This is a genomic window from Jatrophihabitans sp. (genome assembly GCA_036389035.1).
GTDB lineage: Bacteria > Actinomycetota > Actinomycetes > Mycobacteriales > Jatrophihabitantaceae > Jatrophihabitans_A.
Genome location: DASVQQ010000007.1, coordinates 329,285 through 345,461 on the forward strand (window position 1 = coordinate 329,285; position 16,177 = coordinate 345,461).

A 16,177-nucleotide genomic window follows, 5' to 3' on the forward strand; every position below is an offset into this window, starting at 1 on the left:
CGTGGTCACCGGATTATCACCCGTGCCAGCACCGCGTCGAGCACCAGCAACGCCCCGGCCTTGTCCAGAGGGTTGTTGCCGTTGCCGCACTTGGGCGACTGGATGCAGGACGGGCAGCCGGCCGGGCACTCGCAACCGGCGATGGCGCCCCGGGTCGCGGCCAGCCAGTCGGGCAGCACCGCGTGGCCCCGCGCCGCGAAGCCGGCTCCACCGGGATGGCCGTCGTAGACGAAGACGGTGGGCCGGCCGGTGTCGGCGTGCAGGGCGGTGGACACGCCGCCGATGTCCCAGCGGTCACAGGTGGCGAACAGCGGCAGTAGCCCGATCGCGGCGTGCTCGGCGGCGTGCAGGGCGCCGGGAAGCTCCGGCTGGTCCAGGCCGGCCTCGGCGACGGAGGCCGCGTCGAGGGTGTACCAGACGGCCTTGGTGACCAGTCGCTGCAGCGGCATGTCCAGCGGGGTCTCGTCCAGAAGCTCACCGCTGAACCGGCGGCGCTGAAAACTGACGACCTGGTGGGAGACCTCGACCGTGCCGAATCCGACGCTGACCCCGTCCAGCATGGCGCTCTGCTCGGTGGCCAGGATCGCGATGTCGGTGATCTCCTGGGCGCTGGTGGTCCACGGCGGGTCCTCCGGGCGCACCAGCGCCGCCCCGTGCTCCAGGTCGAGCTCCTCGACGACGAACGAGTTGCCCTGGTGCAGGTAGACCGCCTCGGGATGCACGGTGGCCGGGGCGGTGCCCGCGTCGACGGTGCCCAGCAGCGAGCCGGAGCCCGATTCCACCACGGTGACCGGATGGCCAGCGCCTCGCAGGTTCGCGCTCGGGCGGTTGCGGTCGGTCCAGAACCACCCGGCCGGACGCCGGCGCAGCAGCCCCTGCTCCACCAGCGCGGCCAGCACCTGTTCGGCCGCCGGGCCGCCGAACAGCTCGACGTCGGCTGTGGTCAGCGCCAGTTCGGCGGCCGCGCAGCACAGCTGCGGCCCCAACACGTGCGGATTGGTGGGATCGGTCACGCTCGCCTCTACCGGCCGGGCGAAGATGGCCGCCGGGTTGTTCACCAGGTAGGTGTCCAGCGGGTCGTCGCGGGCGATGAAGACCACCAGCGCGTCCTGGCCGCGGCGCCCGGCCCGGCCGGCCTGCTGCCACAGCGAGGCCAGCGTTCCGGGATAGCCGGCCAGCACCACGGCGTCCAGGCCGGTGATGTCGACGCCCAGTTCCAGAGCGTTCGTGGTCGCCACCCCCAACAGCTCGCCGCTGGTGAGCGCGCGCTCCAGCGCGCGGCGTTCCTGGGCCAGGTAACCGCCCCGGTAGGCGGCGATCCGGTCTGCCAGCTCGGTCGCGCCGGCCTCGATCAGGTGGTTCTTGGCGCTCAGCGCGGTGAGCTCGGCGCCGCGGCGGGACCGCGTGAACACCAGGGTGCGGGCGCCGGCGATCACCAGGTCGGCCAGCAGCCGGGCGGCCTCTGACCCGGCGGCCCGCCGGATCGGCGCCGAGTTCTGGCTGCCGGCTATCGCCAGCGGCGGCTCCCACAGCGCGAAGGTCCGCGGGCCGCGCGGCGAGCGGTCGGAATCCACCGTCCGCACCGGCAGCCCGACCAGCCGCGAGGCCGACTGCCCCGGGGTCGCCGAGGTGGCCGAGGCCAGCACGAACACCGGCGCGGCGCCGTAGAGCGCGCACAGCCTGCGCAACCTGCGCAGCACCAGGGACACGTGCGAGCCGAACAGGCCCCGGTAGTGGTGGCACTCGTCGATCACCACGAACCGCAGCCGGCGCAGGAAGCCGGAGTAGCGCTGGTGCTGGGGCAGCAGCGTCCGGTGCAGCAGGTCGGGGTTGGACAGCACCACGTTGGCGTGCTGCCGGATCCAGTCCCGCTCCTCGAACGGGGTGTCGCCGTCCAGGGTGGCCGCCCGGACGCCGGGCAGGCCCAGCGCCGTCAACGCCCGGTGCTGGTCGGCGGCCAGCGCCTTGGTGGGGGACAGGTACAGCGCCCGTGACCTGGCATCGGCCAGCACGGCGGACAGCATCGGCAGCTGGTAGGCCAGCGACTTTCCCGACGCCGTGCCGGTGGCGATCACCACCGAGTCGCCGGCCCAGGCGTGCTCGGCTGCCTCGACCTGGTGCGGCCAGGGCGCGTCGATGCCGGCGCTCGCCAGCGCGGCGACGAGGTCGGCCGCTGCCCAGTCCGGCCACGCCGCCGAGGTCAGCGGGCGGGGCGGGACCTGCTCGACGTGGCGCAGCGGCGTCTCGCCGGGCGGGCAGCCGGTGAGCAGGCCGGCCAGCAGCGGGTGCTCGGTGTCGATCGGAGCCCTCCTGTCCGGCACGCCTGATGCCCGCGGTTCCTCGGGCTTGCCCGAAGTCGTCCAGCCTAGGCCGGCAGCTGGCTGTAAGCGCTGCCAGGACGGTGGCTGAACGTATGCTCAGCCAAGCACGAACCGCTGACAATCGAGGATGGGCGGAGGCGTCGCCGATGAACCTCAGCTTGACCGCGTCCAGCACCGGCGTCCAGACCGTGCTGGAAGTCTGCGGTGAGCTCGATGTGCACTCGGCGACCCAGCTGACCGACCGGCTGTCGCAGATCATCAGCTCGGGCCAGCAGTCGGTCGTGGTCGATCTGAGCTGGCTGTCGTTCATCGACTCGACCGGTCTGGGGGCGCTGGTGGCGGCCCGCAACCAGGCCCAGCCGGCCGGTGCCGTGCTCAGGCTGGTCTGCCGGGCCGAACGCACCCTCAAGCTGTTCCGGATCACCGGGCTGGACGCGGTTTTCGACATCTATCCCGCCGTGTCCGAGGCGATCGCGGCCGGCTGAGCGGCGCCGCCAAGCCCGGGTGGCGAGGGCTGGCAGGGCCGATGCCCTGGTTGTGACAGGCTGAAGCCCGTTCCGCGAGGCGGTCCGGCAAGCAGCCGCCGAACACCTCGCCCGCAAGCGTGTGACCAGCAGCACGTCGCCGTGCCCGAGCCTGCGCGCGGACGGTTGAGGCGTCCCCTAGACTGCGCCGCAGCCGCACCGACCGCGAATTGCCGCTAAGCAGCTTCGGCCCCGACCCCGGGCAAGCCGCTGTGCCGATGCTGTCGGGCGATCGTCAAGCTGATTTCAATGGCCGAAGGAGTACGCGTTATGGCTCTGTCCCACCCGGTGATCACCGCCCAGACCGGAGACATCGACTTCTCCGCGGGCGACCGGGGACTGGTCGCGGTGATCGGCCTGGTGGCGATCGTCGCACTGGTCTTCTCGTTCGTCCTGTTTCGCGAAGTCCTGAGAGCCAACCAGGGCACGCCGAAGATGATCACGATCGCCGAGGCGGTCCAGGAGGGCGCCCAGGCCTATCTGAAGCGCCAGTTCCGGACGCTCTCGGTGGTCGTGGTGGTCGTCTTCCTGCTGCTGTTCGCGCTGCCGGCCGACGACACCGGCCAGCGGATCGGCCGCTCGGTCTTCTTCCTGGTCGGCGCCGGGTTCTCAGGCGCCATCGGGTACTTCGGCATGTGGCTGGCCACCCGGGCCAACCTGCGGGTAGCCGCCGCGGCCAACAACGAGGGCCGTGAGCTGGCCACCCGGATCGCGTTCCGCACCGGTGGCGCCGTCGGCATGGCCACCGTGGGCCTGGGCCTGCTGGGCGTGGCCGTAGTCGTGTACGCCTACACCGACGACGCGCCGAAGGTGCTGGAAGGCTTCGGATTCGGCGCCGCCACGCTGGCGATGTTCATGCGTGTCGGTGGTGGCATCTTCACCAAGGCCGCCGACGTGGGCGCCGACCTGGTGGGCAAGGTCGAGGCCGGCATCCCCGAGGACGACCCCCGCAACGCCGCGACCATCGCCGACAACGTCGGTGACAACGTCGGCGACTGCGCCGGCATGGCGGCCGACCTGTTCGAGTCCTACGCCGTGACCCTGGTCGCCTCGCTGATCCTCGGCGCGGTCGCCTTCGGCACCAAGGGCCTGCTGTTCCCGCTGATCGTGCCCGCCATCGGCGTTCTGACAGCGATCATCGGGGTCTTCATCACCCGGTCGCGGCCGAACGAGGGCGGCCTGGCCACCATCAACCGCAGCTTCTACATCTCCGCCGGCATCTCTGTGGTGCTCTGCGCGATCGCGGCCTTCACGTACCTGCCGAGCAAGTTCTCCGAGCTCGAGGGCACCGGCGTCGACCTCGGCGGCGACACCCCCATCGCTGAGCACAGCGGCAACCCGGCCCTGATCGCCATCATCGCGGTGATCATCGGAATCGTGCTGGCCGCCGTGATCCTCTGGCTGACCGGCGTCTACACCGGCACCGAAGGAAAGGCCGTCCAGGACGTCGGGCGCAGCTCGCTGACCGGCGCGGCCACCGTGATCCTGTCCGGCATCTCGATCGGCTTCGAGTCGGCCGTCTACACCGCGCTCGTCATCGCCTCCGCGGTGTTCGGCGCCTTCCTGCTCGGCGGCTCGTCGGTGTCGGTCGCGCTGTTCGCGGTCGCACTGGCCGGCTGCGGGTTGCTGACCACCGTCGGCGTCATCGTCGCGATGGACACCTTCGGCCCGGTGTCGGACAACGCCCAGGGCATCGCGGAGATGTCGGGTGACATCAGCCCGGCGGGAGCCCAGATCCTGACCGAGCTGGACGCGGTCGGCAACACCACCAAGGCCATCACCAAGGGCATCGCGATCGCGACCGCGGTGCTGGCCGCGACCGCCCTGTTCGGCTCCTACCAGGACGCCATCCGTGAGGCCGTCGCCGAGGCGGGGGGCAGCATCGCGGACAACACCAACTTCGCCACCACGATCGTCAGCCCGAACACCCTCGTCGGCGTCATCATCGGCGCCGCGGTGGTCTTCATGTTCTCCGGCCTCGCGGTGAACGCGGTGTCCCGGGCGGCCGGCGCGGTGGTCTACGAGGTCCGCCGCCAGTTCGCCACCCGGCCCGGCATCATGGACGGCACCGAGCGGCCCGAGTACGGCCGGGTCGTCGACATCTGCACCCGGGACTCGCTGCGCGAGCTGGTCACCCCGGGCCTGCTCGCGGTGATGGCCCCGATCGCGGTCGGCTTCGGGCTGGGCCTCGGCCCGCTGGCGGGCTACCTCGGCGGCGCCATCGCCACCGGCACCCTGATGGCGGTGTTCCTGGCCAACTCCGGCGGGGCTTGGGACAACGCCAAGAAGCTGGTCGAGGACGGCAACCACGGCGGCAAGGGCTCTGAGGCGCACGCCGCGACCGTCATCGGTGACACCGTCGGTGACCCGTTCAAGGACACCGCCGGCCCGGCTATCAACCCGCTGATCAAGGTGATGAACCTGGTGTCGGTGCTGATCGCGCCGGCCGTCGTCCAGCTCTCGATCGGCGATGACGCCAATGTGGGAGTCCGGATGGCGATCGCCCTGGTCGCGGTGGTGGTCATCGTCGCGGCCATCCTGATCGCCAAGCGGCGGGCATCCACCCTCAACGATGATCCGTCCCAGATCCACGCGGCGGCGACCACCGTCTGACCGAGAACGACCGCTGCAGCTGAGAAAGCGCAGGGCCTGTCACCGAAACCGGTGACAGGCCCTGCGCTTTCTGCCGCGGATGGCGCCGCGCGGACGGCCATCGCAGTGCGCCGGTGCGCGGTGGTACACAATCGCGGCGTGCAGTTCTCCCTGTTCGGCGCCGAAGCGGCGGATCCCCTCGTCGAGGATCTGGACGGCGTGCTGCTCGCCGGCGGCGACTGGGTGCGCACCGACGCGGGCTCGGCCGCCCGGCTGTCGGTCCTGGTGGCCGAGCAGTGGCGGGCGCAGGCACTGCGGTCGGAGTTCGCCGACCGCGGCCTGGCCTCGGACACCGCCGAGTCGCCCGGTGAGCTGATCGCGGTGCGAACCGAGATCACCCCCCGGCTGGGCCCGTACGCCCAGCGCTGGACCCGGGGCGCCTACCTGCGCCCGCCCGCGGACCTGGCGCTCAGCGCCTCAGGCCTGCGGTTGTGGGCGATCGCGGCCGGCCGGGCCGAGGAGGGCGGGTACCTGCTGAGGATGGCCGACCTGGACGGCGCGCTGCACCGGGTGGCCGGCGCTCAGCTGGCCAGGCTGGGAGTCACCGCCGTCGAGGTCGGCAGCAGGTCAGGCGCCGGCTGGCGGGTCACCTCGGTGAAGCGGCTGCGCCGGCTGGCCGAGCTGATCGGCGCGCCGCCGGCCGGCTCCGGCCGGGACTGGCCGGGCGGCTAGCCGACCGCGAGCCGCTCAGAAGGCGCTAGATTCGGCCTCATGCGGATCGGCATCCACCCGGCGGTGGTCGTGATGGGTGTCTCGGGCAGCGGCAAGACCACGGTCGGGATGCTGCTGGCCGAGCGGCTCGGAGTCCCGTTCGGCGACGCCGATGACTTTCACACCCCCGAGCTGAAGGCCAAGATGGCAGCCGGCCACCCGCTGACCGATTCCGATCGCGGGCCGTGGCTGGCCCGGCTGGCCGAGTGGCTGCGCGCCGAGCAGGACGGCTCGGTTCTGGCCTGCTCGGCCCTCAAGCGCCACTACCGCGACGTCCTCAGGACGGGATCGAGCCGCCTGTGCTTCCTGCACCTGGACGGCTCGGCCGACGTGGTCGGTGAACGGGTCGGGCGCCGGCTCAACCACTACATGCCGGCCTCGCTGGTGGACTCGCAGTACGCCAGTCTGGAGCCGCTGGGCGCGGACGAGTTCGGGGTGGCCGTCGACTTCACTCTCGGCCCGGAGCAGATCGTCGAACGGTTTCTCAAGGAGGTCAACAGCGGTGTCCCGCCGCTCCCGGCGCCGTGATCTGGGCCTCCCCGCGGTCGCCGAGGGTAAGGGTCAGCCGCCGATCAGGGTTGCGGGGAGTGGGCGGCGGGCCGGGTGACCGGCGGCGCGGTAAAGCAATAGTGGGGTACCGTCCGCCGCAGCACCGTGCAACATGGTGGTAGGACTTGGTCACCGATGGTGATCACAGACAGGAGAAGCGGTGGCACAGGCACGCGGGAAGAAGGCGGGCACCGGCAACAAGCTGGTGATCGTGGAATCCCCTGCGAAGGCGAAGACGATCGGCGGTTACCTCGGCGAGGGGTACACCGTCGAGGCGTCCATCGGTCATATCCGGGATCTGCCCCGCAACGCCGCGGACGTGCCGGCCGCCTACAAGGGCCAGCCATGGGCCCGGCTCGGGGTCAACACCGAGGCCGACTTCGAGCCGCTGTACGTGATCAGCCCCGACCGCAAGCAGCAGGTCAGCAAGCTCAAGGCCCTGGTCAAGGACGCCGACGAGGTCTACCTGGCCACTGATGAGGACCGCGAGGGCGAGGCGATCGCCTGGCACCTGGTGCAGACCCTCAAGCCCACCGTCCCGGTCCGCCGGATGGTCTTCCACGAGATCACCCCGGCCGCGATCGCCCGGGCGGTGGCCGAGCCGCGCGACATCGACGCCCACCTGGTGGACGCCCAGGAGACCCGCCGGATCCTGGACCGGCTCTACGGCTACGAAGTGTCGCCGGTGCTGTGGAAGAAGGTGCTGCCGCGGCTGTCGGCCGGCCGGGTGCAGTCGGTGGCCACCAGGATCGTGGTCGAGCGCGAGCGGCAGCGGATGGCCTTTCACACCGCGAACTACTGGGACATCGAGGGCAGCTTCGCCCCGGCCGTGCGCAAGGACGGCGATCCTGAGACGTTCGGCGCCACCCTGGTGGCCCTGGACGACGAGCGGATCGCCACCGGCAAGGACTTCGACCCCGCGACCGGCCGGGCCTCCCGCGAGGTGCTGCACCTGGATGAGTCCGGCGCCCGGGGTCTGGCCGCCCGGCTGCAGGGCGTCGACTTCTCGGTGACCCGGGTCGAGGAGAAGCCCTACCGGCGCCGGCCCTACCCGCCGTTCATGACCTCGACGCTGCAGCAGGAGGCCGGCCGCAAGCTGCGCTGGTCCTCCCAGGTCACCATGCGGGTGGCCCAGCGGCTGTACGAGAACGGCTACATCACCTACATGCGCACCGACTCGACGAACCTGTCCGAGACGGCGTTGACGGCAGCCAGGTCCCAGGCCCGCGACCTCTACGGCGACGCCTACGTCCCGGCCGAGCCGCGCCACTACAGCCGCAAGGTCAAGAACGCCCAGGAGGCGCACGAGGCGATCCGGCCGGCCGGTGACTCGTTCCGGACCCCGGGCCAGCTGGCCTCGGCGCTGTCCTCGGACGAGTTCCGGCTCTACGAGCTGATCTGGCAGCGCACCCTGGCCTCGCAGATGTCGGACGCGGTCGGCACCACCATGTCGATCCGGCTGGCCGGCACCTCGGCGGCCGGCGAGCGGGCCGAGTTCGCCACCTCCGGGCGCACCATCACCTTTCCGGGGTTCCTGCGGGCCTACGTCGAGGATCAGGATGAGACGGCCGATTCGTCCGGGGCGTCGGGCGGCTCGGGCGAGTCCGGCCGGGACGACAGCGAGAAGCGGCTGCCGCAGTTGAGCCGCGGCGACGGGCTCGCGGCGCGCTCGCTGGCGCCGACCGGGCACTCGACCAGCCCGCCGTCGCGCTACACCGAGGCCTCGCTGGTCAAGGCCATGGAGGAGCTCGGCATCGGCCGGCCGTCCACCTACGCCTCGATCATGCAGACGATCCAGGACCGCGGCTACGTCTGGAAGAAGGGCGCCGCGCTGGTGCCGTCCTGGGTGGCCTTCGCGGTGGTCGGCCTGCTCGAGGGTCACTTCGGCCGGCTGGTGGACTACGGCTTCACCGCCTCGGTCGAGAACGACCTGGACTCGATCGCCGGTGGCACCACCTCGCGGGTGGACTGGCTGCGCAGGTTCTATTTCGGCGTCAACGACGCCGAGCGGGGGGCCGAGAAGGGCGGCGACGACGGCCGGATCTCCTCCCAGGGCGGGCTGAAGAAGCTGATCGCTGAGCGGCTGGAGGACATCGACGCCCGCGGCGTCAACTCGCTGCGGCTGTTCGGGCCGGACAGTGACATCGTGGTACGGGTCGGGCGGTACGGGCCCTACGTCCAGCAGGGCGGGGCGGACTCCGAGCGCCGCGCCTCGGTGCCGGAGGACCTGGCTCCGGACGAGCTGACGCCGGAGAAGGTCGAGGAGCTGCTGTCGGCGCCCTCCGGTGACTACACGATCGGGGTCGATCCCGAGACCGGTCGCGAGATCACCGGCAAGAACGGCCGGTTCGGCCCGTACGTGACCGACGGCGAGCGGACCGCGTCGCTGTTCAAGACGATGTCGCTGGAGACCCTGACCGTCGAGGACGCCGCCAAGCTGCTGACCCTGCCGCGGGTGGTCGGGATCGACCCAGCCGCCGAGGACCGCAAGGCCGCCGAGATCACCGCCCAGAACGGCCGGTACGGGCCCTACATCAAGCGCGGCACCGACTCCCGGTCCCTGGAGTCCGAGGAGCAGCTGTTCACCGTCACCCTGGACGAGGCGCTGGCGATCTTCGCCCAGCCCAAGCTGCGGGGCCGCCGGGCCGCCGCGGCGCCGCCGCTGAAGGAACTGGGCGTCGATCCGGTCTCGCAGAAGCCGATGGTGGTCAAGGACGGCCGGTTCGGGCCCTACGTCACTGACGGCGAGACCAACGCCTCGTTGCGGCGAGACGACTCGGTCGAGGCGCTCACCGACGAGCGGGCCTCAGAGCTGCTGGCCGACCGGCGGGCTCGCGGGCCGGCGAAGAAGGCGACCAAGCGGGCTGCGAAGAAGGCGCCGGCCAAGAAGACCGCTGCCAAGAAGACCGCTGCCAAGTCGGCTGTCAAGAAAACTGTCGCCAAGAAGGCCACCAAGGCCGCCGCCAAGAAGGCGCCCGTCAAGGCCGGCGCAGACAAGGCCTGATCGGTCCTCTGGCCTGCGCGGCCTCACGTCGCGCGACACGTATCGCGCGACGCGTATCGATTTCGCACGCCTGGACGGCCGAGAGGCATACCGGTCGTTCAGGCGCGTGAAGTCCTGCGGCACACTGGATGACGTGGCCGGCCGATATCACCGAATGAATCTCTCCCGCCCGGTCGGTCACGGCTCGGCGGCTTTCGAGTCGGCGTCCCGGGCGGTGCTCAGCCTGCGGATGCATAACAAGGCCGGCGTGAAGATGAGCATGCCCGGTGACACGGTGCGCCTCGGTGACGTGGTCCGGCTGCGTTTCGGCGTCGGCCCGGTGGCGCTGAGCGGCTCCTGCGACGTGATCTCGGTGATCGACGAGCCGCGCCGGCGGGGCTTTCGCTACCGGACCCGACCCGATCACCCTGAGGAGGGCGAGGAGAGCTTCACTGTGGACTGGGCGCCGGATGACCAGGTGGTGGTGACGGTGGAGTCCTTCGCCCGCCCGAACAAGCTGCTGATCCGGCTCGCCGGCCCGCTGGCCCGGCTGGGCGCGCTGCTGGTCAACCGCCGCTACCTGTGGGCGGTACGCAAGATCGTCGCGAGCGAGGCCGCCGGGTCGCGCCCTACCTGGATGGGACCCGCATGAGCTCAGAACCGCCGCAGCCGCTGTTCCGCGCCGTGGATGCCGTGGTGGTGCGGGTGCCCTCGTTGGAGGAGGGGCTGGCCTTCTACCACGACGCGCTGGGCCATGAGCTGCTCTGGCGCACCGAGACGAAGGTGGCGCTGGGCTTCGGCGATGCCGAGACCGAGCTGGTGCTGGCGCTGGACGTCGGGCCGGAGACCGATCTGCTGGTCGAGTCCGTGGAGGACGCGGTGGCGGCGATGGCCCTGGCCGGCGGCTCGCTGGTCGCCGGGCCGGATGACATCGCAGTGGGAAAGGTCGCCGTGGTGAAAGACCCGTTCGGCAACCAGCTCACCCTGGTCGATCTGACGAAGGGCCGGCTGCGCCCGGGCGGCTGAGCCGTCAGCGGCGCACTCCGACCGACCACCCGAACCAGCGATCGGGCAGCCACGCTCAGGCCTGCTGGAACTCGATCCGGTTGCCGAACGGGTCGAAGGTGTGGAACCGCCGAACGCCGGGGATCTCACCGTCGGACCGCACGCAGTCATAGCCGGCCGCCGACAGCCGACCCTCGAGTGAATCCAGCTCGCCCACCAGGAACGCCGGATGCGCCTTGCGGGCCGGGCTGAACGGCTCCTCGACGCCCAGGTGCAGCACCGCGCTGCCAGCGCTGAACCAGCAGCCGCCGCGGCCGGCCAGCGCCGCCGGCTTCGGCTGCTCGGTCATGCCCAGCAGCGAGCCGTAGAACGCCCGGGCGACGTCCTCGGCACCGGCCGGGATGGCCACCTGCACGTGATCGAAACCCTGGATCAGGCCGCTCATGGCCGCGCCGTCCGCTCCGGCTTGTGCGCCACGACCGGCTTGTGCGCCACGACGAAGGTGCGCAGGAACGGGAACACCGTGCCGAACGGCCTGGCCGGATAAGCCTCTCGCAGCAGCGCCGCGTACTCAGCGCTGAACCCGGCCGCCTCGTCCTCGCCCAGCGCCTGCAGGATTGGCCGCAAACCGGTGCCGCGGACCCAGTCCAGCACGGGATCAGACCCAGCCAGCACGTGCAGGTAGGACGTCTGCCAGGCGTTGACCGCCAAACCCGCCTCGGCCAGCAGCTCCAGGTACTCGGCCGGCTCGGCGACCGCGTCGTGGCGCAGCACGCCGGTCAACCGGTCCCGCCAGCGGTCCGAGTCCGCCAGCTCGCGCATCAGCCGGTGTGACGGCGAGCCGAAGTTGGCCGGCACCTGAAAGGCCAGCCAGCCGCCGGCGTTCAGCTGGCCGGCCCACCGGACCAGCAACGCCTGGTGGCCGGGAACCCATTGCAACAAGGCGTTGCTGACCAGCACGTCCATCCCGCCGGCGTCGAAGTCGGCGGCATCGGCGAGGGAGAAGCTCAGCCGGCCGCCGGTGACCGCCGACGCGCGCTCGATCATCTCCGCCGAGGCGTCCAGCCCCCGGACGGTCGCGGCCGGCCAGCGCTGGGCCAGGGTCGCGGTCAGCTCGCCGGAGCCGCAGCCCAGATCCACCACCTGGCCGGGCTGCTCGGCGGCGATCTGGCCGGCCAGGTCGAAGAACGGTCTGCTGCGCTCATCGCTGAACAGCGCGTACTGCGCCGGGTCCCATCGCATCGCGACTCCTCCAGTCCGGAAACTGTCTTGATATCAAGAGACTATCCTTTGATGTCAAGACATCTTGCTAGGCTGACGCGATGGCTGATGAAGTGGACGCGATCGCCGCCGCATGGCTCGCCGAACGCCCAGACCTGGACGTCGCGCCGCTGCACATCCTGAGCCGGATCGGCCGGCTGGCCCAACTGCTCGACGAGCGGCGCGCGCAGGCCTTCGCCGAGCACGGACTGGCCAGTCACGAGTTCGACGTGCTGGCCGCGCTGCGCCGATCCGGCCAGCCCTACGAGCGCACCCCCGGCCAGCTGATCGAGGCCACCCACGTCACCTCGGGAACCATGACGAACCGGCTCGACCGGCTGGCCGAGCGCAACCTGATCACCAGGCGGGGACACCCCGAGGACGGCAGGCAATTGCTGGTCCGGCTAACCGCGCTCGGCAAGCGCCGAGTGGACGCGGCTTTCGAAGAGCTGTTGTCTTCTGAGCGGGCGTTACTGGGTGGGCTGTCCGAGGCCCAGCGCAGATCACTGGCCGGTGGCCTGCGCCGGCTGCTGCACACGCTGGCGGCCGGCTGAGAGCGTCCGCTGCTAGGTGCGCCTCACGACAAGGCTGGGCCGATAGGCTGAGTCCGCCGAGCACGAGTGATGACCAGGAGTGAGCCATCTCAGCCGAACCAGCCGCCGCTGCCGGTGACGCCAACGGCCCGAACCTCGACGCCACGGCGATGGTGTCAGGCTCGGGCGCGATCAGGGGCGTCCTGAGGAACACCGCCTTCCGCCGGCTCTGGTACTGCACCGGGCTGTCCAGCCTCGGTGACTGGCTGGGCCTGCTGGCCACCACCGCGCTGGCCACCCAGCTGGCCACCGGCTACCAGGCCCAGAACTACGCCCTCGGCGGCGTGCTGGTCGTCCGGCTGCTGCCCGCGGCCATCCTCGGCCCGCTCGCCGGCGCCTTCGCCGACCGGTTCGACCGGCGCTACACGATGGTGGTCACCGACCTGCTGCGGTGCCTGCTGTTCCTGGCGATACCGATCTTCTCGACCCTGCCGGTGCTCTTCGTGGCGACCTTCCTGATCGAGTGCATCGGGCTGTTCTGGAATCCGGCCAAGGACGCCTCGGTGCCCAACCTGGTCAGAAGGGATCAGCTGGAGGCGGCCAACCAGCTGAGCCTCATCACCACCTACGGGCTCACCCCGGTGCTGGCGGCTGCCCTGTTCAGCCTGCTGGCGCTGATCTCGACCGCCTTCGCCGGGTGGTTCAGCTTCTTCGGCACCCACCAGGTCGACCTGGCGCTGTACTTCAACGCGGGCACCTTTCTGGTCGGCGCGCTGACGGTGCTGTTCATCAAGCAGATCTCCGGCTCGCGCGGCGCCGGCCGGCCCGAAAGCCAGCCCAGCCTCTGGGCGATGCTGGCCGAGGGCGCCCAGTTCGTCCGGACGACCGGCCTGCTGCGCGGGCTGATCCTGGGCATCCTCGGGGCGTTCGCGGCCGGCGGGGCGGTGATCGGGGCGGGCAAGACCTACGTCCGAAGCCTGGGTGGCGGTGACGCCGCCTACGGGATGCTGTTCGGAACGGTGTTCGTGGGCCTGGGCCTGGGCATGGCGCTGGGGCCGCGGGTGGCCCGCGAGGTTTCCCGGCGCCGGCTGTTCGGCCTGGCCATCGTGCTGGCCGGCAGCTGCCTGGCGCTGATGGCCGTGATGCCGCACGTCGTGCTGGCGATGGGCATGGTGCTGGGCGTCGGGTTCGGGGCCGGCGTCGGCTACCTGGCGGGCATCACGCTGCTCGGCTCGGAGATCGAGGACGAGATGCGGGGCCGGGTCTTCGCCTTCATCCAGTCGATGGTGCGGGTGGTGATGATCCTGGCGTTGGCGGCGGTGCCGGTGCTGGTCGGCACCATCGGCCAGCCGCGGCTGCCCGGAACCGAGGACACCATCGACGGCACCCGGATCGTGCTGCTGGGGGCCGGGCTGCTGGCCGTGGCGGCCGGCGTGCTGGCCTACCGGCTGATGGACCAGCGCAGCGGGGTGCCGGTGCTGGCCGATCTGGTGACGGCGCTGCGCCGGGACTCCTCGGGCCGGCGGCGGCTGCAGTCCGGCGGGGTGCTGATCGCTTTCGAGGGCGGTGAGGGGGCCGGCAAGTCCAGCCAGATCGAGCTGCTGGCCGAGACGATCCGGGCTACCGGACGCACCGTGGTGGTCAGCCACGAGCCGGGCGCCACCGTCCTGGGCCGCCAGATCCGCCGGCTGCTGCTGGACAGCGACGAGCCGATCTCACCGCGCTCCGAGGCGCTGCTGTTCGCGGCCGACCGGGCCCAGCACGTCGCCACGGTGATCCAGCCGGCGCTGGACCGCGGCGAGGTGGTGATCACCGACCGGTTCGTCGACTCGTCGCTGGCCTACCAGGGCGCCGGCCGGACGCTGGCCATGGACGATGTCAGGCGGCTGTCACGGTGGGCCACCGAGGAGCTGGTGCCCGACCTGACGGTGCTGCTCGACGTCCCGGCCGAACTCGGGCTGGCCCGGGTGCGCCGGCGGCAGGTCGGCGCCGACAGCGGCGCCGGCCTGGACCGGTTGGAACGCGAGACCCTGGAATTTCACGACCGGGTGCGGGCCGGCTTCCTGTCCTTGGCAGAATCGGACCCGAACCGCTATCTGGTGCTCGACGCCAGCCGCCCGCTCGCCGAGCTGGCGGCCGCCATCAGCGCCAGGGTGCTCGCGGTGCTGCCCGACCCGGCCGGTGCGGGCGGCTCGCCGAGTGCCGGCGGGCCGACCGGTGTGGGTCAGCCGGCTGCCGAGACCGAAGCGGGGACCAAGACCGAAGCGGGGACCGAGACCGAAGCGGGGACCGAGACCGGACAGGCCGCGGCTCAGCGCGGCCCACACGACGTGGCGGAGGCTGGCAAGTGAGCGTGTTCGACGCGCTGATCGGCCAGGGCAGCGTGGTCACCGAGCTGGCCCGGACGGCTCGGGCGGCTGCCGATGTGGCCGCCGGACGTCCGGTGCCCGCCGGCGCGGTGACGCATGCCTGGCTGTTCACCGGCCCGGCCGGCTCCGGCCGTTCGGTGGCTGCCCGGGCTCTGGCCGCCGCCCTGCAGTGCGACCGGGCCGAGCAGCTGATGGCGGCCGATCCGTCGGCCGCGCCGGGCTGCGGCGAGTGCGGCGCCTGCCATTCGACGCAGGCCGGCGCGCATCCCGACGTCCGGTCGGTGGTGCCCGAGGGTTTGTCGATCGGCGTCGGTGAGATGCGGGCGGTGGTGGCGATGGCGGCCCGCCGGCCGTCGATGGGTCGCTGGCAGGTGGTGGTCATCGAGGACGCCGACCGGCTCACCGAAGGGGCGGCCAACGCGCTGCTGAAGGCGATCGAGGAGCCGCCGGAGCGCACCGTCTTCTTGCTTTGCGCGCCCTCGACCCATCCCGACGACGTGATCGTCACCATCCGGTCCAGGTGCCGGGTGGTGGGCCTGCGGATCCCGCCGGCCGAGGCGATCGCCGAGGTGCTGATCGCCGACGGGATCGACCCGGTCACCGCCGGCTGGGCGGCCCAGGCGTCCCAGGGCCATGTCGGCCGGGCCCGGCGGCTGGCCCGCGACGAGCAGGCCCGGCAGCGCCGCGCGGAGGTGCTGGCCATCCCGGCCCAGCTGGACTCGCTCAATGCCTGCTTCGAGGCCGCCGACCATCTGGTGCAGGCGGCCGAGGCCGAGGCCCGGGCGCTGACCAGGGACCTCGACGTGTCCGAGGCCGACGAGCTCAAGCTGGCCCTGGGCGCCGGCGGCACCGGCAAGGGCGCGGCGGCGGCCGTCCGAGGCAGCGCCGGGGCTTTGAAGGACCTGGAGAAGCGGCAGAAATCCCGGGCGACCCGGTTGCAACGCGATGCCCTGGACCGCGCCCTGGTCGACCTGGCCAGCTTCTACCGGGACGTGCTGCTGGTGCAGGCCGGCTCGCCGGTGCTGGCCGCGCACCCCGAGGTCGCTTCCGACGTGTCGCTGGTCGCGCGCTCGCTGGACCAGGCCGGCGCGCTGGTGCGACTGGAGCAGGTGCTGGCCTGCCGGGAGGCGATCGAGCTGAATGTCAAGCCCAAGATCGCCGTCGAGGCATTGACCGCGGCCCTTCGACTGCCCTGACACCGGGTGTTTACCGCCGGTTTGCGGGGTGGCGTCGGGCCGGGCGATGGCTCCGCGGTTGCCCTGCCGCGACT

General features: G+C 71.6%; 13 protein-coding genes. 10 read left to right on the plus strand and 3 right to left on the minus strand.

Annotated features, from left to right (window positions below):
* Positions 1 to 5 precede the first annotated feature (5 nt).
* Complete coding sequence (locus tag VF557_04120; protein ID HEX8079374.1) at positions 6 to 2,321, minus strand: DEAD/DEAH box helicase; 2,316 nt, start codon at positions 2,319 to 2,321, stop codon at positions 6 to 8.
* A gap of 146 nt (positions 2,322 to 2,467) precedes the next feature.
* On the opposite strand from VF557_04120, the gene VF557_04125 reads away from it, so the two are divergent.
* From VF557_04125 to VF557_04155, 7 genes are all read left to right on the plus strand, one after another.
* A complete protein-coding gene (locus VF557_04125; protein ID HEX8079375.1) occupies positions 2,468 to 2,806 on the plus strand; it encodes an STAS domain-containing protein in 339 nt (112 codons plus the stop codon).
* Between the two features lie 309 nt (positions 2,807 to 3,115).
* Entirely contained in the window at positions 3,116 to 5,458 is a 2,343-nt protein-coding gene (locus VF557_04130; GenBank protein ID HEX8079376.1) for a sodium-translocating pyrophosphatase, read from the plus strand.
* 138 nt (positions 5,459 to 5,596) lie between these two features.
* On the plus strand, positions 5,597 to 6,169 hold the full coding sequence (locus VF557_04135; GenBank protein HEX8079377.1) for a hypothetical protein: 573 nt from the start codon (positions 5,597 to 5,599) through the stop codon (positions 6,167 to 6,169).
* A gap of 39 nt (positions 6,170 to 6,208) precedes the next feature.
* Positions 6,209 to 6,736: a gluconokinase gene (locus tag VF557_04140; GenBank protein ID HEX8079378.1), complete on the plus strand. Its 528-nt coding sequence runs from the start codon at positions 6,209 to 6,211 to the stop codon at positions 6,734 to 6,736.
* Between the two features lie 181 nt (positions 6,737 to 6,917).
* Positions 6,918 to 9,761, plus strand: a complete 2,844-nt coding sequence (gene topA, locus VF557_04145; protein ID HEX8079379.1) for a type I DNA topoisomerase — start codon at positions 6,918 to 6,920, stop codon at positions 9,759 to 9,761.
* A 133-nt stretch (positions 9,762 to 9,894) separates the two neighbouring features.
* Positions 9,895 to 10,392: a DUF1990 domain-containing protein gene (locus VF557_04150; protein HEX8079380.1), complete on the plus strand. Its 498-nt coding sequence runs from the start codon at positions 9,895 to 9,897 to the stop codon at positions 10,390 to 10,392.
* Complete coding sequence (locus VF557_04155; protein ID HEX8079381.1) at positions 10,389 to 10,766, plus strand: VOC family protein; 378 nt, start codon at positions 10,389 to 10,391, stop codon at positions 10,764 to 10,766. The genes VF557_04150 and VF557_04155 overlap by 4 nt, the downstream gene beginning before the upstream one ends.
* 55 nt (positions 10,767 to 10,821) lie before the next feature.
* On the opposite strand, the gene VF557_04160 is transcribed toward VF557_04155, so the two are convergent.
* A complete protein-coding gene (locus VF557_04160; protein ID HEX8079382.1) occupies positions 10,822 to 11,190 on the minus strand; it encodes a VOC family protein in 369 nt (122 codons plus the stop codon).
* Positions 11,187 to 11,987, minus strand: coding sequence for a trans-aconitate 2-methyltransferase (locus tag VF557_04165; GenBank protein HEX8079383.1), 801 nt, complete (start codon positions 11,985 to 11,987; stop codon positions 11,187 to 11,189). The genes VF557_04160 and VF557_04165 overlap by 4 nt, the downstream gene beginning before the upstream one ends.
* A gap of 80 nt (positions 11,988 to 12,067) precedes the next feature.
* Between VF557_04165 and VF557_04170 the strand changes: the two genes are divergently transcribed.
* From VF557_04170 to VF557_04180, 3 genes are all read left to right on the plus strand, one after another.
* Positions 12,068 to 12,559, plus strand: a complete 492-nt coding sequence (locus VF557_04170) for a MarR family transcriptional regulator (protein ID HEX8079384.1) — start codon at positions 12,068 to 12,070, stop codon at positions 12,557 to 12,559.
* A gap of 149 nt (positions 12,560 to 12,708) precedes the next feature.
* Positions 12,709 to 14,889: a dTMP kinase gene (gene tmk / locus VF557_04175; protein HEX8079385.1), complete on the plus strand. Its 2,181-nt coding sequence runs from the start codon at positions 12,709 to 12,711 to the stop codon at positions 14,887 to 14,889.
* A complete protein-coding gene (locus VF557_04180) occupies positions 14,886 to 16,103 on the plus strand; it encodes a DNA polymerase III subunit delta' (GenBank protein HEX8079386.1) in 1,218 nt (405 codons plus the stop codon). Before tmk ends, VF557_04180 begins: the two co-directional genes overlap by 4 nt.
* The last annotated feature ends 74 nt before the right edge of the window (positions 16,104 to 16,177 follow it).

Coding starts and splice junctions, on each gene's coding strand:
- VF557_04155 (HEX8079381.1), top strand. CDS start 10,389: ATGAGCTCAGAACCGCCGCAGCCGCTGTTCCGCGCCGTGGATGCCGTG.
- VF557_04130 (HEX8079376.1), top strand. CDS start 3,116: ATGGCTCTGTCCCACCCGGTGATCACCGCCCAGACCGGAGACATCGAC.
- VF557_04165 (HEX8079383.1), bottom strand. CDS start 11,987: ATGCGATGGGACCCGGCGCAGTACGCGCTGTTCAGCGATGAGCGCAGC.
- VF557_04125 (HEX8079375.1), top strand. CDS start 2,468: ATGAACCTCAGCTTGACCGCGTCCAGCACCGGCGTCCAGACCGTGCTG.
- tmk (HEX8079385.1), top strand. CDS start 12,709: ATGGTGTCAGGCTCGGGCGCGATCAGGGGCGTCCTGAGGAACACCGCC.
- VF557_04170 (HEX8079384.1), top strand. CDS start 12,068: ATGGCTGATGAAGTGGACGCGATCGCCGCCGCATGGCTCGCCGAACGC.
- VF557_04160 (HEX8079382.1), bottom strand. CDS start 11,190: ATGAGCGGCCTGATCCAGGGTTTCGATCACGTGCAGGTGGCCATCCCG.
- VF557_04140 (HEX8079378.1), top strand. CDS start 6,209: ATGCGGATCGGCATCCACCCGGCGGTGGTCGTGATGGGTGTCTCGGGC.